Source organism: Candidatus Enterococcus willemsii, assembly GCF_009933335.1.
Classification (GTDB): domain Bacteria; phylum Bacillota; class Bacilli; order Lactobacillales; family Enterococcaceae; genus Enterococcus_F; species Enterococcus_F willemsii.
The window spans coordinates 17,578-39,475 of sequence record NZ_MAEL01000003.1 but is presented as its reverse complement, the minus strand read 5'-3'; the positions used below and the strand labels follow the sequence as shown (position 1 = coordinate 39,475).

Below are 21,898 nucleotides of genomic sequence, written 5' to 3'. Positions count from 1 at the left end.
ATCATGACAACTATCTATGACTTCACCGTAAATGACCAACAAGGATTACCTTTCCCACTAAGTAATTACCAAGGGAAAGTCTTACTCATTATCAACACCGCAACGAAATGTGGCTTTACTAAGCAATACGAAGCCTTAGAAGCCTTGTACAAAGAGTTCGCTAACGAAAATTTTGAAATTCTCGATTTTCCGTGCAATCAATTTTTAGGACAAGCGCCCGGTACAAGCGAAGAAATTAATGAATTTTGTTCCTTAAATTACGGAACAACCTTTCCAAGATTTGAAAAAATTGAGGTAAACGGCGAAAATGCTAGTCCGCTGTATCAATGGCTCCGTCAAAGCAAACCTAACGATGAAGGTGCAGATGCCAAAGCCTTTGTCGAAAAAATGCTCTCGATGGTCTCTCATGCGAAGAAAGATGATATCCATTGGAACTTCACCAAATTTTTAGTCGATGCTAGTGGCAACGTCGTACATCGCTATTCACCAACCGTTGAACCGGAGGAATTAAAAGAAGACATTCGGGCGTTGTTAGTTAAGAAATAAACTTAGAAGGAGAAATAAATGGCAAATAGAAAACTTGTAAGAGATAAACTAGCCGTACCTATACAGCAAACATATCCAAATTCTGACTTTACCAAAATCAATGGTACAGAATATGAATTTGCTTTAAAACAAAAATTACAAGAAGAAACACAAGAATTTCTGCAAGCGACATCCATCGATAATCTAATTGAAGAAAGTGCGGATATTTTAGAAGTATTGGAATGCCTATTAGCACTTCATAATATTACTATTTCTGATGTACTTGCTGAAAAAGCAGCCAAACAATCTAATCGAGGTTCATTCAAAGATGGATTAATTTGGGAAAAATAAAAAGGAACCAATATCCAGTGATAAAAACAGACGACCTATAGCGAATATGCGCTTATAGGTCGTCTGTTTTTATTTGTTTGTATCTGGAATCATTTAACTTTTCAATGATTCGCACAGTGTCATCGATGGCAAAAATAGACACGCCTCCTGCTAGCCCTTGAAAACGAAGTGTTGTCAGTATTTCCATCTTCTGGTTAAGAAACAGCGCATAAAATTGAGTCAAAATATCACCATGAGCAACTAAGACAACGTCCTTAGGATTTTCAATTAGTTCATCAAAAAAAGACTGCAATCTCATAAATGACTCTCTTCGGGATTCTGCACTAGGAAATAACCGATCATCAATTGTTTCCTCATCTTTTAATTTGTGCTGATTTAACCACGCCACAGACTGGCCACAGCATTCGCCTAAATTACGCTCTCGTAATCTCTTCTCTAACATAATTTCTTTGCCTAATTTCGTAGCCAACGGTTGAGCAGTTTGAACAGCACGTGTTAAGTCCGATGAGTAAATCATAAAGTCATTTAAATCAAATTCATTCGTTAAGTTGGTGGTAATTTGCTGCGCTTCGTGCCTTCCTCTTTTAGATAATTCCCAGTCGGTCCACGAACCAACCATACCATTCAGATGATGCTCAGATTCGGTATGTTGAATCGTAATGATTCGTTTCATAGCACTTCTCCTTCTACTGGACTCTCAACAATTTGAATCGTCTGTTCCAGACAATTAATCTCTATCTCACAACCAATTGGCAAACTAATGATTGGCGCCGTGTGCCCAAAATTCATATTATACACAATTGGCAAATCGCTTAATTGACATTCGTCACGAATAATCTTTTGAAGGATGTCTTTGTATTCTTGGTAAAATGTTTCATTTACCGGTTTACCCATTAAAATCCCCTGTACTTGATGAAAAATACCTTGTGCAGCTAATCCTCTTAATAGAACAGCAAACATACTCGGAGACAGTTTGATTTCTGAGGTTTCAATAAATAACACTTTATCTTGCCAATGCTCTACCTTTGGCCAAATTTTCGTCCCTATCATCATTGGGAAAGTTTCTAAACAGCCACCTAACAATTTTCCTCGTACAATCCCTGTGCCTTGTAAAAATTCATGAAAATGTGTTTCTTCCGTCATTGTTCGTTGCACTGTTTGATTGCGTTCATCTGTCCAATCCAAAAACTCACTAGTCCACTGGCTACTTGGTTGAATTTGAAACGGTGTGTTGTCTTGTGACACAAGTTTAAAAAAATAATCCTGTGTATAAGAATGCATCGCCACATTTTCTGCAAATTCAACTAAAGCAGTAGGACCATAAATAGAGGGGATACCTGCATAATGAAACATAAAGTGATTCACCGTACTATCTGAATGACCAATAAATAGCTTAGGGTATTGCTTGATTGTCTCAAAATCAATGTATGGTAACAACCGAATCGTATCGTCGCCACCAATCATACAGACAATTGCTTGAATGTCGGGATTTTTCAAGGTATTCATCAAGTCTTCCGCTCTTTTTTCGGGGTGATGATCAATATATTCACTCGAATGTGTGGCATGTTTGGTTAATACTACATGAAAACCCAATGCTTCCAACCGCTCTTTCGCTACTTTCCAACGATACTGAAAAATTGATTCACCCGCCATACCAGACGATAATGTAATGAATGCAATAGTGTCTCCTGCTTCTAATCGTTTTACTTTCCTCATAGGCTACCTCCTCCTGCTTGTCATTACATAAATACTAACAAATCAATAGATAAAAGAGAACTCTTTTCAGCTATACTCTAACTAATTACTACTTCAGATGAAGTTTATTCAATTGCTTTCTTCTCCATATAGCTATAAGATTGACGTACTAACTTTTAGCAAGGAGTATTCTATGATTACCTTAAAATCATCAAGAGAAATTAATGAAATGCAACAGTCTGGTGCTATTTTAGCAGACATTCATATTGCTTTACGCAAAATAATCAAACCAGGTATCACAACAAATGAAATCAATCAATTTGTACATCAAAAAATTATAGATGCCGGAGCTATTCCTGCACAAATTGGCTTTGAAGGCTACGAATATGCAACATGTATCAGTGTCAATGAAGAAATATGTCATGGCTTTCCTTCCAATTATCGTCTAAAATCTGGTGATATTGTCAGTGTGGATTTTTGTGTTGACTTACACGGCGCTATTTCGGATAGTTGCTGGACATATGCGGTTGGAGAAATTTCCAAAGAACATGCAGATTTAATGAAAGTGACGAAAGAAGCTTTGTATATAGGAATTGAACAAGCACAAATTGGGCAACGTGTAGGGGATATTGGCTATGCGATTCAAAGTTACGCTGAATCAAAAGGGTATGGTGTCGTTCGCGATTTTATTGCACATGGCATTGGACCTACTATCCATGAAGAACCGTTTTTCCCACATTTTGGCCTTCCCGGAAAAGGTCTACGCTTAAAAGAAGGCATGACGATTACTATCGAACCCATGATTACAACTGGTACTTGGAAAATGAAAATGGATCCGAACGGTTGGACTGCCCGTACACTAGATAAAAGTTATTGTGCACAATATGAGCATTCTATCGCGATTACGAAAGATGGTCCGATTATTATGACGAATCAAGAGCGTTAACTAAATCAAAAGAATCCCCGCCAAACCAGCGAGGATTCTTTTTCATATTAAATTTCTTTTAATTCCAACTGTCCCGATAACATCGTGGAAAAGCCAAATTTTTCATAATATGCTCTTAGTGACTCATCACCATAAATGAGGGAAACCATATAAATTCCTTCAGTTTTTAGTTTGTTCAATGCATGTTCCATTAACCTAGTACCGATGCCCTTTTTCTGAAATGCTGGTGCAACCATGACATCTTGAATATAGGCATCCGTTACACCGTTACTGACGACAGATAAATAGCCAACTAAGTTTTCATCATCCCAACAGCTAATTGAAAAATAATCTCGTAACAGCGGATGACTAAATTCTTCTTCCAGTCGATTCCAACCAACCGATTCACGCAAATCAGCAATTGCCTTGCCAGAAACAGACCCCTCTATTTGATATTTCAGCATGTTGTTTTCCTCGCCTTCTTCATCACTCGGAAACTCACATATGCAATCACCACAGAAACAAGCAAATCAATCACTAAAAAGGAAATACCGCTATACATTTCTTCCGACAAAAGTAACTTTCCACCATACATCACCAAAAAGAAAATCCCAATACCAATAATCGCACTAACGACTTGTAAAAGTAAATCGTGTGTTGCGCGATGTTGGGGACCTTCATGCGGTAAAAAATTCTGTCCACGTCCGGTAAAATTCGCTTGCCTTAAGAGATTCGTGTTCTGACGGTCGTACTCACTACTTTTAATTGATGCTTGTTGCTCAAATTTCTTTTGACGTTCTCGATCACCCATTCTGCACACTCCTTTTTTATTGGCCAACAACTACTTATTTCTATTATACCGGATATTCAAAGCATTTCCATCGCCAATCAGTTATCGCTCTGTTACACTAGAAATGTAATCAATAGGAATGGAGGGAATTTATTTGCGTTTAGAAAACCAAAAAATTATCGCACTCGTTGATACTGATTTTGAAGATTTGGAGCTATGGTATCCAATTCATCGTCTACGTGAAGAAGGTGCACAAGTCGACTTAGTCGGACAAGAAGCCCATACAACATACATTGGAAAATATGGCGTACCTGCGGAATCGGATTATGCTTTTTCTGAAGTAAATCCAGCAGATTACGATGCCATTTTAGTTCCTGGTGGTTGGGCACCCGATAAGTTACGTCGTTTTCCAGAAGTAATTGACATGGTGCAACACATGGACAAACACGAAAAACCAATCGGACAAATCTGTCACGCAGGTTGGGTGTTAATTTCAGCAAATATTTTACAAGGTCGTACTGTAACAAGTACCCCTGGAATTAAAGACGACATGACAAATGCTGGCGCAACTTGGGTAGATACACCAGCTATTTCAGATGGTCACATTGTCTCAAGTCGCCGTCCACCAGATTTACCAGATTATATGCGTGAGTTCATCAAAGTATTAGAAGAAAAACGCTAAATCTAAAAAAGTTCGCTTGAAAATTAGTTTCAAGCGAACTTCTTTTTATAATTTTTCACCATTTGATGCGATCACATCTTTGTACCAATAGAACGAGTCTTTCCGACTTCTATCAAGTGTTCCATTCCCTTCGTCGTCACGATCGACATAAATAAAGCCATAACGCTTACTCATTTCGCCAGTTCCTGCACTAATTAAATCAATACAGCCCCATGGTGTGTAACCAATCAAATCTACACCGTCATCAATCGCATTTCCCATTTCAATAATATGTTGTTTGAAGTAATCAATACGGTAATCATCTTTGATAGACCCATCTTCTTCTACTTTATCAAACGCACCCAAGCCATTTTCAACGACCATCAAAGGAACCTCATAGCGTGAATAAATCTGGTTCAACGTATAACGCAAACCAATTGGATCAATTTGCCAACCCCAGTCGCTTGTTTCAAGGTATTCATTTGAGACACCACCGAATAAATTACCACCTGATTTATCATCACGATCCTCTAAATTATCGGCAATACATGTACTCATATAGTAACTAAAGGTGTAGTAATCAACCGTACCAGCTTTCAACAACGCTTTGTCTTCTTCGGTAATTTCTACCTGAATGTCATTTTGCTCAAAGTAACGTTTCATATAGTATGGATACGCACCTTTTACTTGTACATCGCCACAGAAATAATTCAAACGGTCATTCATTTGTTGTGTTTTTAAGACATCTGCTGGACGACAAGTTTTCGGATACATTGTAATATAAGCAAGCATACAACCAATTTGGAAATCTGGGTTGATTTTATGCCCGGCAATTACAGCTTTAGCAGAAGCTAAAAAAACATTGTGTAGTGCTTGGTATTGCTCTGATTCTGTATATTCTCTGTTAAATAAACCATTGATGCGTCGACCATGGTCTAAGGTACCAAAGTTAATTTCATTGAAGGTTAGCCAATATTTCACTTTGTCCTTGTAGCGCTCAAACAAAGTCGTCGCATAACGCTCATAGAAACCAATCGTCCGTTTATCAAGAAAACCATCATATTCTTTTCCTAAATGGAATGGTAATTCAAAGTGTGAGATTGTTACTAACGGTTCAATTCCATATTTGTGCAATTCATCAAATAAATCATCATAATATTGCAAGCCTGCTTCATTCGGTGTCGTTTCATCCCCATTTGGAAAAATGCGCGTCCAAGCAATCGATAAACGGTAGACTTTAAAGCCCATTTCTGCAAACAAAGCAATATCTTCTTTGTAGCGATGATACGAATCAATCGCCGTATGACTTGGGTAATAATATTGGTCATCAATTTCTAAATCAAACGTTCGACGTGTCCCAGACGTACGACTACCCGCTCGGTTGTGGTCACTAATTGATGGCCCTTTACCGTCAACATTCCAAGCCCCTTCACATTGATTGGCAGCTGTTGCGCCACCCCATAAAAAATTCTTTGGAAAACTCATACCTATCTACTCCTTTAAGTTATTGTCGTGAAAAAAGAACATAAAAAAACACCCAAATAACAGTTTCTCCTGTCATTTAGGTTTAGCTTAACTTAATAATCACTATCCTATCCTAAAATTACCATTTTTAGAAAGCGGTGTCAATCATAAAAATCCCCTACACACTCATTTCCTTCCTATGTTATACTTTTCAATAGTACGTTATAGAAAGGAGCGTATGGATTTCGATTCATACAACAACAATTATGTTTAAACAAGAAGAAACGATTTCATTTTTAGCAGAATTACTTTCCATCAATAGTCCTACAGGTTATACCAAACATGCGATTGCTTTTCTAAAAAAATCACTCGAAACGATTGGCTATGAAACAGTAACTACACCTAAAGGCAATCTGATGGTTCATGTGGCTGGAGCAGACACAACACAAACACGTGGTTTGAGTGCACACGTTGATACATTAGGATTGATGGTTCGTTCCATTAACGACGATGGCACATTAGCTTTAACCAAATTAGGAGGTCCTTTAACTCCTACCCTAGATGGGGAATATTGTGACATTATTACGCGTGACGAAAAAGTGTACACAGGGACTATTTTATCCAATACCCCTTCCATCCACGTATTCCCGGATGCATCTACTAAAGCACGTGACATTGACAATTTAATCGTTAAATTAGATGAGCGTGTTGAAAATAAAGAAGACGTGCAAAAATTAGGCATTCAAAATGGCGATATTGTTGCTTATGATCCAAAAGTGGTTGTGACTGATTCTGGTTTTGTAAAATCACGCTTTTTAGATGATAAAGCATCTGTTGCTATTTTAGTTAGCATCTTAAAAGCAATCAAAGAAAATCAATTAGTCCCTGCTACAAACTTAACCTTCATCTTTTCAACATATGAAGAAGTGGGACATGGTGCTGCTTGGATTCCAGAAAATATTACGGAACTACTAGCTGTAGATATGGGTTGTATTGGTCTAGACTTGGCTTGTACAGAATTTGACGTATCCATTTGTGCCAAAGATTCTTCTGGTCCTTATGATTATGATTTAACAACTCGACTAGTGAACTTAGCGAAAAGTAATAAATTAAACTATGCGGTAGATATTTACCCAATGTACGGTAGTGATGCTTCTGCTGCATTAGGCGGTGGTGCCAATATTAAAGCTGCTTTAATTGGTCCTGGTGTTGCCAGCAGTCATGGCATGGAACGTACGCATATTGATGCGATTCGAAATACCTTTAATTTAGTTGCTGCTTATATTCAATAAAAAATATCCGAACGATTGCGATGAAAAAACTTTTCGCTATCGTTCGGGTGTTTTTATTTATTCATCGGTTCCTAAAATTTGATTGATTTCTTGTGAAAGTAAATCTGCTTTCCCACCAAACACTGCTTGAATGCCACCATTTACTTCAAATACTGCTGTCGCTCCAAGTTGTTTAATCGTTTCTTTATTGACTAAATCCCCCTCACTGACAGCTACTCGTAAGCGCGTGGCACAAGCTTCAACAGATTCAATATTGGTACTTGTTCCCAAGGCTTCAATAATTGTTAATGCTTCTTGATGCAAGCTAGTTGTTGCTTTTGTTGGTTCTATTTCATTCTCCATACTGATTTCCATACCTGGAATGGCTACTTTAAATTTACGAATACAGAATCGGAAAACGACATAGTAGATGACTGCCCAAGCAATTCCTAATGGTATCACTAAGAACCAGTTTGTTTTATCATTCCCTTGTAAAACACCAAAGAGCATAAAGTCAATAAATCCCCCTGAGAATGAATTCCCGATTCGGATATTTAGTAAATCTGCAGCTAAGAAAGAGAGTCCGTCTAAAAAAGCATGAACAATATATAACCAAGGTGCCACAAATAAAAACATATACTCAATTGGTTCAGTAATTCCTGTTAACGCGGAAGTAAGCGCGCCACTAAAGTATAAACCAGCGTTCTTCTTACGATTACTTTTCGGAATAGAATGATACATCGCTAAACAAGCGGCTGGTAACCCAAACATCATCGTAGCAAAACGACCTGCAAAGAAACGTGTCCCATAAGTAAACAGTCCTGTATGGTTTGGATCAGCCAATTGCGCAAAGAAGATGTTTTGCGCACCTGAAACAGCTTGTCCCGCCACAGTCTCTGTCCCTCCTAATGAGGTATACCAAAATAAGGGGTAAATCGTATGATGCAAGCCCACTGCACCAGTTAATCGTAGCAAGAAACCATACAAAAATGTCCCCAAGCTACCCATTTGTGCAATTTCTTCTCCCAATACACCTAAACCATTTTGGATTGGTGGCCAAATAAGATAAAAGAATGCACCTAGTAAAATAGCGGCAAAAGAAGAGACAATGGGAATAAATCTTGAACCACCAAAAAATCCTAAAAATTGAGGCAATTCAATTTTACGATATTTATTATGCAAAAAAGCAACTGTGCTTCCGATAGCAATTGATCCGACAACCCCTGTGTCAATCGTTGCATCTGCGGCTGAAAATAATTGCAAAAATCCACTAATTGTTGCCGTATATACAAGATAAGCGACACCACCTGCAAGCCCTGCGGTTCCTTTGTCTCCTTTTGCTAATCCAACTGATACACCAATCGCAAAAATAAGTGCTAGGTTTGCAAAGACAGCATTTCCCGCATAACTCATGATACTTAGAATTGTTTGTAACCAACCTTGATCTAAAAATGGGTAAGCAATTAACGCACTTTTATTCGTTAATGCCCCTCCCAATCCCAATAGCAACCCTGCAGCTGGCAAGATAGCGATCGGCAACATCATCGCACGCCCAATTTGCGAAAACTTTTTAAACATGTATTTTCCCTCCAATACTTTTATTCATTGAATGCTGCAATAAAACGTCCAGCAATTTCTTTAGGACGAGTAATTGCTCCACCGACTACAATTCCTGTCACACCTAGCTGTTTGATTTTTTTCACTTGTTCAGGTGTTTGAATATTTCCTTCTGCAATGACTGGAATCCCTTCCGCCACTAATTGCTCCATCAATTTTATATTAGGTTTTTCCGAATCCATACTTTCTTCGGTATAACCACTTAAAGTAGTTCCAACAAAATGAACACCCGCTTGAAAAGCATTCACTCCTTCTTCAAATGTTGCAATATCCGCCATCAATAATTGCTCTGGATATTTTTGTTTGATTTCTTGAATAAAGCTTGCTACTGTCTTACCGTCATATCGTTCGCGCAACGTACAGTCCAAGGCAATAATTTCGACACCCGTCGCAACCAATTCATCGACTTCCTTCATAGTTGCTGTAATAAATGGTTTTTGAGGCGGGTAATCACGTTTAATAATCCCGATAATCGGTAAATCCACCATTGCTTGAATCTCTCGAATATCACGAACAGAATTAGCACGAATCCCAACGGCTCCCGCTTGTTTTGCTGCTAAAGCAAATAAAGGCATCACACCACCTTTTTCCGTGTACATAGGTTCTCCTGGCAATGCTTGACATGAAACAATAATGCCATTTTTAATTTTTTGTATTAATCCGTCTTCCATTCTCCTTTTTACCTCCAATTATAAAAACAAAATGGAGTTTAACTCCACAAATGAATTCTAGCACGCGCTTTCATTTTTGTAAATAGGCATGAATTATTTTTTTTGTTACGGTATAATAAACATAATTAGTGAGGAGCGATTATTCCATTATGAAATTCATTCAATTAATTCAAGAACATTACCCAACATTAACGAAATCTGAAAAAAAAATTGCAGACTATTTATTAGCAATTAAAGAAAAAACAATTTATTCAACGATGAGTGAAATTAAAGAAATGACTAATGTAGGGGATGCAACGATTGTTCGATTTTGTCAAAAATTAGGTTTTTCTGGATTTTCAGATTTAAAAATCGCAGTCGCAAAAGAAGATTTTGGTCGTAGCCATTCAGTCACAGAACCAACTTTTTATGATCAAATCTTAAACAACTTAGTAGATGCACTACATTCTACTCGTCAATTAATTAATGAAGACGAATTAACCAAAGCCATCTCTGCCATTACAAAAGCGAAACACTTATATATATTTGGGGTGGGCTCCAGTGGAAATACCAGTATGAATCTAGAGAATATGTTTTTACGCGTTGGGGTTCATTGTAAAGCAGTCACTGACCCTCATTTTCAAGCGCAGTCAGCTTCGTTGCTTGATACAGAAGATGTAGTTATTGGTTTTTCACTAAGTGGACGAACAAAAGACACGTACGATTCATTGAAGGTAGCTAAAGAAAATGGAGCTACTACGATTGCTATAACTAACTACTTATCTTCCCCTCTTGCTAAATTAAGTGAGATTGTCTTACAGACTTCAATTGAAGAATTTTTAGATGGAGGATCTTTAGCAGGTATTATCTCACAACTATACGTATGTAATGTTTTAGTTCAAGGCTATGAGTTACAAAATCAAGTAGATACCCTTCCCTTACGTGAAAAAGCCTTACGCGCTATTCTTGATAAAGGAATCGATTAGAAAAAAAGTCAAATTTAATCCGACTTGGATTAAATTTGACTTTCTAGCCATTCATAAATTGGCTTGCCTGTCAGCATCCCTTCAACAATCCGTCTTTCGTCAATCACCATAATTCCTTTTCGCGACAAAAATTGTATGAATTGCGGTAAAAACTTTGCCGTATCGGTCTTAAATGGTAGACTTACTTGCTCGTCTGTCAGATGTACGCGCAAACCAAATGTATCTGGTCCTACATCCATGGGTGACATCCGGATTTTCGGTTGGTAAATAATTTCTACAGCGGTGATTTCTGAATACGGAATCGACCGTGTTATATATGTCCAATGTGCACGATAGCTTTCTTTCAAACCTTTAGGATACTGTTTCAACGTCAATCCTTCTTGTTCAATCATCCAATAATCCGACATCATAAGTGGCAAAAAAGTAACACCGACGACAAACATTCCCCATAACCACAGTGATTGATAATAAAATCCTGAAATGAGAGATACCACGAAAAACCAACCAATCATAAATCGCATCCCTTTTTTCCATGTGTATTTTTTACCTATCACGTAGGGCTTTTTGAAGAAAGGACTTCCTTGTATCAATTCATCCAAAGATAAATTATACATATCTGATAATGCTAATAAGTTATCAATTGATGGCATCGACTGGCCATTTTCCCATTTTGAAACAGCTTGGGTTGACACAAATAATTGTTTTGCCACTTGTTCTTGCGTGTATCCCCGTTTTTTTCGATTCAATTTCAGCATATCTTGAATAATCATTTTTACTCCCTCCTTTACTTATTCTCAGCTTACTGTTTTCCACAGAAATCTGCAATCAACTTATGGTTGATACCCGTCCTATCAACTTTTCCAACGAACTTATTGTCTCTTTAATATTAGACATCCATTAAAAATTGTATGAATTCATAAGCAAAGCGATGCAAGCTTTGCGAAAATGTGCTACTCTTTGAGACAACAACATAAAGTGAGGGAATGAGATGCAGCAAAAACATAGTTTCAAAAAAATAGTTTTATTTCTACTTCTGCTATTTATCAGTGCAACACCTTTTGTCAGCTATGCGGATGAAAACTTTCAAATAGAAGCAGACGCGGCAATTGCAATTGATGCAGAGTCAGGGAAAATTTTGTATAGTCAGAATAGCGAGACACCGACCGGTCTTGCCTCGATTTCTAAAATTATTAGTCTCTATTTAGTTGAAAAACAAGTGAGTGAAGGCAAACTTACTTGGGATGAACCCGTCACGATTTCAGAAGAATTGGCTGCCTTAAGTACAGACCCTCGATTAGCCAATGTGCCGTTAGAAGCAGGTCAAAATTATACCGTCAAACAATTATTTGATGCTGCAGCAATTCAATCAGCCAATGCAGCAGTTTCAGCTTTAGCAGAAAAAATCGCTGGCAGTGAACCAGCTTTCGTTGATATGATGCGTGAACAAGTGGAAGCTTGGGGCATTACCGATGCACATCTCGTCACAGCATCTGGGTTAAACAATAGCGACTTAAACGGACGGATTTATCCAGGCTCTACACCGGATGATGAAAACCTTTTGTCAGCCAAAGATATTAGTATTATTGCGCGCCATTTAATTTTAGATTATCCGGGTATTTTAGAAGTAACTCGTGTCCCATCAAAGGTTTTTGATACACAATCCGATGAACCTGTTACAATGTATAGCACTAATAAATTATTAACAGGTATGTTGTATGAAAAAGAAGGTGTTGATGGTCTTAAAACAGGTACCACGGATTTAGCAGGTGAATGTTTTGTTGGTACAATTGAACGTAATGGACAACGAATCATTACCGTTGTCTTGAACGCACACAATACCGAGGATAATCCTGATATGCGCTTTACGGAAACGAGTAAACTAATGGATTATGTGTATAACAACTGGACTTATCGTGAAATTGTTCCAGCTAACCAAGAAATTACCACCATTGAAGTTAACAATGCTGAAGAAACAACGGTGCCATTAGTGACTCAAACAGCTATCAACGGTTGGGTCCAAGGCGATCAAGAACCTGCATTAACGGTCACCTTAAATAACCAAAACAATCCTGAATTAGTGCAAGCTCCTCTTGCCAAAGACACCGTTTTAGGCAAAGTGGAAGCCCAACTAGATAATCTCGGTTCAGTTGCTGAACAACCTGTAACTTTTACGTCATTAATTGTTGCAGAAGATATTGAAAAAGCATCAAACTGGGTGCAATTTGGTCGCAAAATAAACGAATTTTTCCAAAAAATGATTAATTTCTTTTAACTATCAAAAGCCTCCGATTGATTTTCAAAAATCAATCGGAGGCTTTTATTATTTTTAATAACAATCCCAGTTATACCACACATTTGAAAAGTTTTTATTCTCTAAATCTTCTTTGGAGATGAAGAAATTACCAATACCAGAATCCCCCCACATAATGCCCTTATTATTCGTATCTAATTGGAAAAGTAACTCTGTTTGTTTGACTTCTCCGGCATATTGACGTGGATCTTCTTGAGTGAAGAAAGGATACCCGCCTAACGCACTGCCACCGGTGCTACCCAAATCAAATAATGCATCTGCTACATCATCCACTTTATCTTCATCCACATGTTTTTCTAAATAGTCATAGAAATTCATGCCGTATATCTGAACAAAATTGTAACTATCTGAGGTAAGTAATTGCGTTTCGAGTTCTCCTCTGATTTTTAATTCTTCGTTCACCACACCGTAGAGTTCCTCATCTGCATATTCCGCAAAGAATGCTTGTATCTCTTCTTTAGTGTACGCTTCTTCATCCATGTTCTCAAAATAAAACACACGGAACCCATTTTGATTCGTAGGTTCATCAAAGTCTAAACCGATTAAGTCGTCATACATATCTACGTAAAATGCCAACAACCCTTTTGTAGGATAAGGAGTAATATGTGGCAACTCCGAAAAATTCAACTGTGCCAATAAAGACAACGGTTTTCCTTGTTCATTTCGAGGATACGCCTCTGTCTTAGGCAAGTAACCAAAACCTCCAGCTTTACTTGTTGTTAAGCGATTTTCTCCAGCTCTGCTAAAAGATAGGTAGATTCTTTCAACTTCTGTTTGCTTAAATGCTTGGTATTGCTCATCATTCGGAAATATTTCTCGTAAACTTGTCATCACTTAGCCTCTTTCCCTTTATTAATAGTACCATTTAATCATGACATATTTTGCTAATATTTACTAATAAAAAACAACTGATCCTACGCCATAGCAACGATACGACCAGAATTAAACCAACATGCTTTTGTTCCTTGCTTTCAAGACTCATTTTTCCGCTACTTGGTGTGCAACATGAGTCCAAAATCCTTCTAACCTATAATTTAATTGTACGAATAACTTCTTTTTCTATTGATTATTTTTTCACTAAATCTTTGCTTTAGGAGCAAAAATTTATACAGATTGAAATTTACTTCGATATTGACCAGGTGTCTTTTCATAATATTTTTTAAAGATACGAAAGAAGAATGCTCGATCTTGGTACCCAATCTCTTCACTAATTTTTTGAATAGATAATTTCGTATTGCGTAAATAATAAGCAGCCGTGTCTAATCGCATGGTCAAAAGATGTTCTTTGAATGATTTGCCCGTTTCTTTTTTTATCAAGCTTGATAAATAATTGGGATGGAAATTAAATTGTTTCGCTAGCTTTTCTAACGTGATATCTTTTAAATTATTCTCCATGACATTCAACATCTCCGATACTAAAATCTTGGAAGAAACAAAGGAATCATTTAAACGCAAGGAATTTTCAGCCAACTGACTCACTTCCACAATCAATAATAAAAAGGCGGCACGTGTGACTTTATTGTCTTTATAGCGCATTTTCACTACTTGTTTTAACAATAGCATACTATAGAAATGCACATCATCTAAGATACTAAATTCAAACACATAATAACGACCAATCGGATCCTCTGATTTTAATGATTCAATCAAAAAACGATACAATAACGGTTCTTCTGCAAGCTGGTTTAACAAAGACTCGGTAAAATATTCGGGTTTAAAATAAAAACCAACGATGCGGGTTCCTGCTTGCAATTCCTCATAGGTAATTGTTGTAAAGCGATTAGATAGAATCATCCCACCAGCGCCTAAAACTAATTCCTTCCCGTCAATTAATATCTTAACTTCCCCTTCCAACACATACAAAATCCGCAGATAAGGTGCCGGAAAACTTAATTTTTCTTGAGTATTTTGGCAAACTAAAGCAGCAATCTTTCGTTGGGAATTCTCTTTAAACTCATTTAATTCGGCAATCATTCCTGCTTCCGAAGAAATATAGCAATCCAATTTCTCCAAAAACTCGTAAAATTTCTGATGTTGTTCGTAACTAAATTGATACATACTAACCACCTTTGAAAAAGACACTTTCCCCTTCTATTTAGCTATTTTTTTCACAAACTTTTCATGTAAAATATAACATGTAATTACAAAGAAAGCTACCTTTTAGATTGTGAATACAAACACATTAAAGCGAATGGTAACCATTATTCAAAAAATATATTAAAGTGAGGAATTTATAATGGATAAGAAAAAAATAATTGCCCCTTCAGCTGCTGTGATAACTGCTGCAGCCATTTTAACCAATGTTATCTGGGGTACACCGTTTAAATTAATTAAAGTGATGAATACCGAATTAGGCATTGATCGCGCACTTTTAGGTGACCAATATATTGGTCAAGTGTTGTCTGTCATCAGTATCCGTTTTATTTTAGCAGGTTTAATGACTTTAGTCTTTGCTATGTGTATCAAACAAAATATCTTTAAAGTAACCAAAAAGCAATGGGGTGACGTCGTATTGATGGGACTTGTCTCAACAACTGCTGCCTATTTCTTCTTTAACATCGGCAATGTTAATATCAGCTCAACCATCAATTCAACTATTTTAGCGCAATCAACTATTTTCTTTGCTGTAATTTTAGCGCATTTTGCTTATAAAAATGATAAATTAACAACTAAAAAAACCGCAGCATTGATGATTGGTTTTGCTGGATTAACGATTTCACAGATTAAAGGTGGCACATCATTGACCGATTTATTTTCTTTCTCTTTCACTGGTGAAGGCTTCATGTTAATCTACGGATTATTAGCAGCACTTGCAACGATGCTAGCAAAAAAATTAGGTTCTACCTTAAACTCATTTGTCATGACTGGTTGGAACTTAGTCATTGGTGGTTTTGTTTTATTACTCATTGGCTTATCTATGGGTGGTGATTTAAGCATTATCACTTGGACACCGCTAGGAATCATCTTATTAATTATTTTAGCGGCGGCATCAGCGATTCCATTTAGCTTATGGTACTGGTGTGCGCAATACGCAAACTTAAGTGAGCTATCTGTTTATAAATTTATTATGCCAATTTCAGGTAGTATTCTATCTGTTATCTTAGGTGAAAAATTCACCGTACCATTATTAGTTGGTTTAGCATTAGTTTGCTTATCGATTATTATGATGAACTATTCACCACATAAACAAAAAAAAGAACTACAACAAACTAAATTAGGGAGTGTCAAATAATGAAAAATTTTAAAATTGGATTTATCGGTGTCGGTAATATGGCTTCTGCCATTGTTGAAGGAATCGTTGCAAAAGAATTTATTAGTGGTTCACAAGTTTATTTATTCGATATTTTAACCGAAAAAGTACAACAATTTGCAGATACCCTAGGTGCCCATGCAATGAACTCACCTGAAGAAGTAATTGCAAACGTAGACGTCTTAGTATTAGCAGTGAAACCAAACATTGTACGCACCGCATTATTAAATGCTAAAGAAGGTATTTTAGAAAAACAACCTTTGCTTGTTTCGATTGCTGCAGGTACGACAACTGAAGCAATTTATGATATTTTTGAAACAAATCAGCCTGTTAAAGTTGTCCGCGTGATGCCAAACGTGAATGCCATGGTGGGCGAAGGAGCCGCAGCTGTTTGTGGTAATCAGTTTGCAGCCAAAGAAGATGTTTCATTAATCGTTGATATGTTTAATAAAATTGGTCGTGCTTGGGAATTAGAAGAAAAGAATTTCTCAAACTTTACAGCCCTTGCAGGAAGCTCACCAGCTTATGCTTACCTATTCATTGATTCAATCGCTCGTGCTGGTGTAAAAAATGGCTTACCCAAAGACATTGCTTTAGAAATTGCGACACAAGCTGTTCTAGGTAGTGCCAAAATGATTGAAGAATCAAAAGAAAATCCTTGGACTTTAATTGATCGCGTCTGCTCACCTGGCGGCACAACTGTTGCTGGTTTAGTCGAATTAGAAAATAATGCCTTTATTTCAACAGTTATTAAAGGGATTGATGCAACAATCGAAAAAGATTTAGACTTAATGAATCAAGCAAAAAAATAGTGCCTCCTTGCCAATACACGAATCTTCCCTAACAAAAAGCTTTGAGTAGATATACCGCCCCCCAAAAGTTAGAATTGGGGGTTGGTATAGATTACTCTAGGCTTTTTATTATTCACTATATTTTAGCGAGCAGTTCCACTAAAACCATTGCACATCACCATCATTCTTTCGTGCCTGATGTCATAGTTTCAATCACAAGCATGGGCGAGAGTCCCCGATACATACGCCAGAACATGTCCTACCAAATTGATTATTTTTCAAGAATTTAATGCAAATAATAACCTGTAAAAATGGTTTTCATTTTTACAGGTTATTTCTTTTATTCGAATACAAACTGATTGTGATACAGTTCCGCATAAAAACCCTCTTGTGCTAATAACGCATGATGGTTGCCTTCTTCAATTACTTGGCCGTCTTTTAAAACAACGATACGGTCAGCATTTAAAATGGTTTTCAAGCGATGGGCAATCACAAAGCTTGTACGTCCTTTAATCGCTTCATCCATCGCTTTTTGAATTTTTGCCTCGGTAACGGTATCGACATTACTCGTCGCTTCATCCAAAATTAATAAGGATGGATTAGTAATAATCGTTCGAGCAATACTAATTAATTGCTTCTGTCCGGTACTAAAGACACTATTTTCTTCAGTAATCTGTGTATCATATCCATTTTCCAAGCCTAAAATAAAATCATGAATGTTTGCTTGTTTGGCTGCATGATAAACTTCTTCATCTGTCGCATCAGGTTTTCCAAAGACGATGTTTTCACGAATAGTTCCAGAAAATAGCACGGAATCTTGCAATACAATCCCCACATTTCGTCGCAAGGAATCTAAGTCTAATTCACGGATATCTATGCCATCAAAGGTAACTGAACCTTGATCCACATCATAAAAACGGTTGAGTAAGTTCATAATCGTCGTCTTTCCTGAACCAGTCGGTCCAACGAGAGCGACCATCTCACCTTTGTTTACTTGAATAGAGACATCTTTTAAAATCATTTTATCTGGTTGATAACCAAATTCAACATGATTCAATGCCACTGCTTCTTGTACACCATTAATTTTAGCACCGTTTGCCGGTTTTACTTCATCTGGTTCATCAAACATTTCATTCAAACGACGGGCACCTGTAACTGCCAATTGAATCATACTATACCCAGAAGAAATTTCCATCAATGGACGATAATATTGTTGAGAATACTGAACAAACATCACAACTAATCCTAAAGCTGTTGCTCGCTCCACGTCACCGTTTAGCGCTAACCAACCACCGAGGAAAATCACAATTGCCGTATTGACTAAAGACATTCCTTGCATCAAAGGAAACAACATCCCTGAGTAAGCTTGTCCTTTAAATGTTGCTGCACGCACTTTTTCGTTATGTGCTAAAAAGCCGTCAATCGTTTCTTCTTGCAAGCCGTTTGTAATAATAATTCGTTGTCCACTGATTTTTTCATTCATATAACCATTTAATTTACCAACTTCATCTTGTTGCAAATCAACATATTTACGGGCTTTCTGAATAACAACCACCGCTAACAAAATAGCAATCGGTGTGGAAGCGACTGTTGCCCATGCCAACGTTACATTTTGACGAAACATCATCCATAAAATCCCAACTAGTAGCGCACTATTGGTAAAAAATTGCAGCAATGATTGGTTTAAACTATTTTGAATGTTGTCCAAATCGCTCGTAAAACGACTCAAAATCTCACCATCTTGATGGGAATCAAAGAAACGAATCGTCATTTTTTCTAATTTATTAAATAAACCAATCCGCATACGGTTGGTCGATTTCCCAACGACTTGTGTAAATAAAATACTATAAATAAAGTTCGCTGCACTTGCTAAAACATAAAAGAGCAATAATTTTAACGTAATCGAAAGAAAGGCGCTCTTATCGTTCACACCTTGACTTAGTCCCACGACATAGTTTGCCAATTCTTGGATGGCTTCTCCGGTCAATTGTGGTGCTTTGACTTGGAGATAAGTTGCCACAATAATTGCGAGAAAAATGAAGAAGAATGAGACTTTGTATCGCTTTAAATAATGATAAAAGAATTTACTTGCTTTAACCAAATCTGTCATACTTATTCTGCTCCTTTCTGTGTATCAAAAATTTCTTGATAAATCGCATTATTTGCAACTAGTTCACTATGCGTACCTTCACCCACTAGACGACCTTCATCTAAGACCAAAATGCGATCGGCTTTAACAACAGAGGCAATTTTTTGCGCAATCACAATTGTGGTCGTCTCTTTTAAATCACGATCCAATGCTTCACGAACCAAACGTTCTGAACGAGCATCTAACGCACTTGTACTATCATCTAAAATTAAGATTTTAGGTTCTCCAATAACGCCACGTGAAATAGACAAGCGTTGTTTTTGCCCACCAGAAAAATTGGCACTCCGTTCTTCAACTGGTGCATTGTAACCATCTGCAAGTTTTTCAATAAATTCACTGGCTTGTGCGATAGTTGTCGCTTTTTCCATATCTTTTTCAGTCGCATCAGGTTTACCTTGGCGCAAGTTTTGGGCAATCGTTCCCGAAAACAGAATGGCGCGTTGTAAAACAAAGGAAACAGTTTGTCGTAAACTTTTCTCATTAACTTCTTTTAAGTCTACTCCGCCAACAGCTACACTTCCTTCTGTTGGATCAAATAAACGTGGAATCAATTGTGCCAATGTTGATTTACCTGAACCGGTCGCACCCACAATACCAATCATTTCACCTGATTGAATTTGGAAACTAATGTCTTTCAACGTATCTTTTTCATCTCCTGGATAACGGAAAGACACATGGTCAAAAGTCACACTTCCTGTCAATTCTTGCTCCGGTGTATCTGGATACACAAGATCGGGTTCAGTCGTTAAAATTTCTTTGATTCGATTTAATGAAACTGCAGCTCTTGATGTCATCATCATCATCATGCCACCAATAATAATTGCCATCATAATTTGCATCAAATAGCTCATAAAGGAAGCGACACTACCAATAACTGTTGGGTCTTTCTCTGCTAAATTGCTAACAAAGAAAATAGCACCAACCATTGCTAAATTCGCTGCTAACATAAATGATGGAATCATCACTGAAAATAGCGTTCCAACAATAATATTATGTGTTGTCAGCTCATCACTAACTTTCGTAAATGACTGTAATTGATTTTTTTCTTGGACAAAAGATTTTACTACTCGGACACCCATTAAGTTTTCTTTTGCAGCATTGTTGACTTTGTCAATCAAGTTTTGAATAATCATAAAATGTTTGCCCATCCGTGTGAAAGACAAGCCGGTAATTACGACAACTGCGACGATTAACGCCACAATAATCCACCATAATTGAGGCAACGTAGACATCGCCAAAATAAAACTTCCTATAAATAAAATCGGAATGCGAAACAACGATTGCAGTGAAATCATCACTAAATTTTGAATTTGGTTCACATCATTGGTCAAACGTACCACAATGTTTCCAGCAGAAAATTGTTCAATATTCCCAAATGAGAACGTTTGGACTTTCCGAAAAGCCTCTTCACGAATATCGGCACTCACCCCTTGGGCTACTTTTGCCGAAAAAATCGTATTTAAGACGCCAGCGACTAGCCCCATCACAGCTAAACTAATTAAATAGACTCCAATTTCGGCCATTTGATCATTATTTTCGGTCAGAATTGCTTCTAACACTTGTTGCAATAACTTTGGCTGCCATAACGAGGCAACAACCATCGCTATCACAGATAGCAATGAAATACTAACTGCTAGCTTATACTTTTTTACATGTTTCAACACTAAATCCATCGCGATTCGACACTCCTTTTTAGTCAAATTGACACCTTTTATTTAACACTGTAAAATAAAAGGCAAGTAAATAATTTACCACGTTTAAAATTCAATTGCAACCAAAAGGATGTCTTATAATGAAAAAAGAATTATCGAAGGAAAAAATCATTCAAACCGCCTTTGATATCCTACATGAAACACGAACAATTGACGGTTTGTCTATGCGTAGCTTGGCACGCGCATTAGATATCAAAGCCCCTGCCATTTACTGGTATTTCAAAGATAAACAGGATTTGTTACAAGGAATGGTTGAAACAATGGAGCAGCAACTAAAACTTCCAGATACTACCTTGTCTTATCATGACCAATTACTCGCTTTTTTAAGCGCCTATTATGATTTATATACGACGTTCCCTTGTGGGGCAGAGTTAGAAATTAATACTGTTCCTGCCTACCCAAGTCGCATGGAACATATCGAAGCCATGAATCAACTCTTAGTGAAGCAAGGATATTCGCTCTATCAAAGCCGACACACTGTCTTATCGCTCCACTTTTTATTGATCGGTTATTTATTAGACCAGCAAAAAGAAGAACAATTACGGCAAAATATGCAAGAAGGCAACCAATCCTTGCAACATTCCGTTCAATGGATGCAGTCGTATGCCAAATCACAAAACCTAACCTCCTTCATGTTCGCCATGAATCAACGTGAACAACAAGAAGATGCTAAAGCAATCTTTATGACCAGTGTGACCGTCTACCTCGCTGGCTTAGACAAAACAAACCCTCGATGAGTTTCATCGAGGG

22 protein-coding genes are annotated in these 21,898 nt (G+C 37.2%); 10 read left to right on the top strand and 12 right to left on the bottom strand.

The genetic code is table 11. From position 1 onward, the window contains the following. The first annotated feature begins 3 nt into the window (after positions 1-3). Both BAU17_RS00570 and BAU17_RS00565 read left to right on the top strand, forming a co-directional pair. Positions 4-546, top strand: a complete 543-nt coding sequence (locus BAU17_RS00570; RefSeq protein WP_161900867.1) for a glutathione peroxidase — start codon at positions 4-6, stop codon at positions 544-546. Positions 547-564: 18 nt separating this feature from the next. Next, complete coding sequence (locus BAU17_RS00565) at positions 565-876, top strand: nucleoside triphosphate pyrophosphohydrolase (protein ID WP_161900866.1); 312 nt, start codon at positions 565-567, stop codon at positions 874-876. Between the two features lie 52 nt (positions 877-928). Here the strand turns inward: BAU17_RS00565 and BAU17_RS00560 are convergent, their stop codons facing one another. Beyond that, positions 929-1,549 carry a histidine phosphatase family protein gene (locus BAU17_RS00560; RefSeq protein ID WP_161900865.1) on the bottom strand — a complete coding sequence of 207 codons (621 nt, stop codon included), beginning with the start codon at positions 1,547-1,549 and terminating at the stop codon, positions 929-931. Beyond that, complete coding sequence (locus BAU17_RS00555; protein ID WP_161900864.1) at positions 1,546-2,592, bottom strand: S66 family peptidase; 1,047 nt, start codon at positions 2,590-2,592, stop codon at positions 1,546-1,548. The genes BAU17_RS00560 and BAU17_RS00555 overlap by 4 nt, the downstream gene beginning before the upstream one ends. 172 nt (positions 2,593-2,764) lie before the next feature. Here BAU17_RS00555 and map point away from each other — a divergent pair, with 172 nt between their 5' ends. Continuing rightward, entirely contained in the window at positions 2,765-3,517 is a 753-nt protein-coding gene (gene map / locus BAU17_RS00550; protein ID WP_161900863.1) for a type I methionyl aminopeptidase, read from the top strand. Positions 3,518-3,564: 47 nt separating this feature from the next. On the opposite strand, the gene BAU17_RS00545 is transcribed toward map, so the two are convergent. Next, on the bottom strand, positions 3,565-3,960 hold the full coding sequence (locus BAU17_RS00545; protein WP_161900862.1) for a GNAT family N-acetyltransferase: 396 nt from the start codon (positions 3,958-3,960) through the stop codon (positions 3,565-3,567). Next, positions 3,954-4,307, bottom strand: a complete 354-nt coding sequence (locus tag BAU17_RS00540) for a hypothetical protein (RefSeq protein WP_161900861.1) — start codon at positions 4,305-4,307, stop codon at positions 3,954-3,956. The genes BAU17_RS00545 and BAU17_RS00540 overlap by 7 nt, the downstream gene beginning before the upstream one ends. Before the next feature lie 133 nt (positions 4,308-4,440). Between BAU17_RS00540 and BAU17_RS00535 the strand changes: the two genes are divergently transcribed. Beyond that, on the top strand, positions 4,441-4,968 hold the full coding sequence (locus BAU17_RS00535) for a type 1 glutamine amidotransferase domain-containing protein (RefSeq protein WP_161900860.1): 528 nt from the start codon (positions 4,441-4,443) through the stop codon (positions 4,966-4,968). 45 nt (positions 4,969-5,013) lie between these two features. Here BAU17_RS00535 and BAU17_RS00530 read toward each other — a convergent pair whose 3' ends face one another. Continuing rightward, positions 5,014-6,432 (bottom strand): glycoside hydrolase family 1 protein, encoded by a 1,419-nt coding sequence (locus tag BAU17_RS00530; protein ID WP_161900859.1) that lies wholly within the window; start codon positions 6,430-6,432, stop codon positions 5,014-5,016. Between the two features lie 245 nt (positions 6,433-6,677). Here BAU17_RS00530 and BAU17_RS00525 point away from each other — a divergent pair, with 245 nt between their 5' ends. Then, positions 6,678-7,703: a M42 family metallopeptidase gene (locus BAU17_RS00525; protein ID WP_161900858.1), complete on the top strand. Its 1,026-nt coding sequence runs from the start codon at positions 6,678-6,680 to the stop codon at positions 7,701-7,703. Positions 7,704-7,760: 57 nt separating this feature from the next. Here the strand turns inward: BAU17_RS00525 and BAU17_RS00520 are convergent, their stop codons facing one another. Continuing rightward, positions 7,761-9,260, bottom strand: a complete 1,500-nt coding sequence (locus BAU17_RS00520) for a PTS transporter subunit EIIC (protein ID WP_161900857.1) — start codon at positions 9,258-9,260, stop codon at positions 7,761-7,763. A 20-nt stretch (positions 9,261-9,280) separates the two neighbouring features. Continuing rightward, the gene (locus tag BAU17_RS00515) at positions 9,281-9,970 is read right to left on the bottom strand and encodes an N-acetylmannosamine-6-phosphate 2-epimerase (protein WP_161900856.1); all 690 of its coding nucleotides are present in this window, start codon (positions 9,968-9,970) and stop codon (positions 9,281-9,283) included. Between the two features lie 149 nt (positions 9,971-10,119). Between BAU17_RS00515 and BAU17_RS00510 the strand changes: the two genes are divergently transcribed. Next, positions 10,120-10,935: a MurR/RpiR family transcriptional regulator gene (locus BAU17_RS00510; RefSeq protein ID WP_161900855.1), complete on the top strand. Its 816-nt coding sequence runs from the start codon at positions 10,120-10,122 to the stop codon at positions 10,933-10,935. A 29-nt stretch (positions 10,936-10,964) separates the two neighbouring features. On the opposite strand, the gene BAU17_RS00505 is transcribed toward BAU17_RS00510, so the two are convergent. Further along, positions 10,965-11,705 (bottom strand): helix-turn-helix domain-containing protein, encoded by a 741-nt coding sequence (locus BAU17_RS00505; RefSeq protein WP_161900854.1) that lies wholly within the window; start codon positions 11,703-11,705, stop codon positions 10,965-10,967. A gap of 218 nt (positions 11,706-11,923) precedes the next feature. Here BAU17_RS00505 and BAU17_RS00500 point away from each other — a divergent pair, with 218 nt between their 5' ends. Beyond that, a complete protein-coding gene (locus BAU17_RS00500; protein ID WP_161900853.1) occupies positions 11,924-13,207 on the top strand; it encodes a serine hydrolase in 1,284 nt (427 codons plus the stop codon). A 54-nt stretch (positions 13,208-13,261) separates the two neighbouring features. On the opposite strand, the gene BAU17_RS00495 is transcribed toward BAU17_RS00500, so the two are convergent. Continuing rightward, positions 13,262-14,077, bottom strand: a complete 816-nt coding sequence (locus BAU17_RS00495; RefSeq protein WP_161900852.1) for a YwqG family protein — start codon at positions 14,075-14,077, stop codon at positions 13,262-13,264. 273 nt (positions 14,078-14,350) lie between these two features. Further along, positions 14,351-15,304 carry an AraC family transcriptional regulator gene (locus BAU17_RS00490; protein ID WP_161900851.1) on the bottom strand — a complete coding sequence of 318 codons (954 nt, stop codon included), beginning with the start codon at positions 15,302-15,304 and terminating at the stop codon, positions 14,351-14,353. Positions 15,305-15,482: 178 nt separating this feature from the next. Here BAU17_RS00490 and BAU17_RS00485 point away from each other — a divergent pair, with 178 nt between their 5' ends. After that, positions 15,483-16,478 carry a DMT family transporter gene (locus tag BAU17_RS00485; protein WP_161900850.1) on the top strand — a complete coding sequence of 332 codons (996 nt, stop codon included), beginning with the start codon at positions 15,483-15,485 and terminating at the stop codon, positions 16,476-16,478. Further along, entirely contained in the window at positions 16,478-17,308 is an 831-nt protein-coding gene (proC, locus tag BAU17_RS00480) for a pyrroline-5-carboxylate reductase (RefSeq protein ID WP_161900849.1), read from the top strand. The genes BAU17_RS00485 and proC overlap by 1 nt, the downstream gene beginning before the upstream one ends. A 319-nt stretch (positions 17,309-17,627) precedes the next feature. Here the strand turns inward: proC and BAU17_RS00475 are convergent, their stop codons facing one another. Continuing rightward, positions 17,628-19,397, bottom strand: a complete 1,770-nt coding sequence (locus BAU17_RS00475; protein ID WP_161900848.1) for an ABC transporter ATP-binding protein — start codon at positions 19,395-19,397, stop codon at positions 17,628-17,630. Positions 19,398-19,399: 2 nt separating this feature from the next. Further along, on the bottom strand, positions 19,400-21,109 hold the full coding sequence (locus BAU17_RS00470; protein ID WP_161900847.1) for an ABC transporter ATP-binding protein: 1,710 nt from the start codon (positions 21,107-21,109) through the stop codon (positions 19,400-19,402). Between the two features lie 119 nt (positions 21,110-21,228). On the opposite strand from BAU17_RS00470, the gene BAU17_RS00465 reads away from it, so the two are divergent. Next, a complete protein-coding gene (locus BAU17_RS00465; RefSeq protein ID WP_161900846.1) occupies positions 21,229-21,885 on the top strand; it encodes a TetR/AcrR family transcriptional regulator in 657 nt (218 codons plus the stop codon). Positions 21,886-21,898 lie beyond the last annotated feature (13 nt).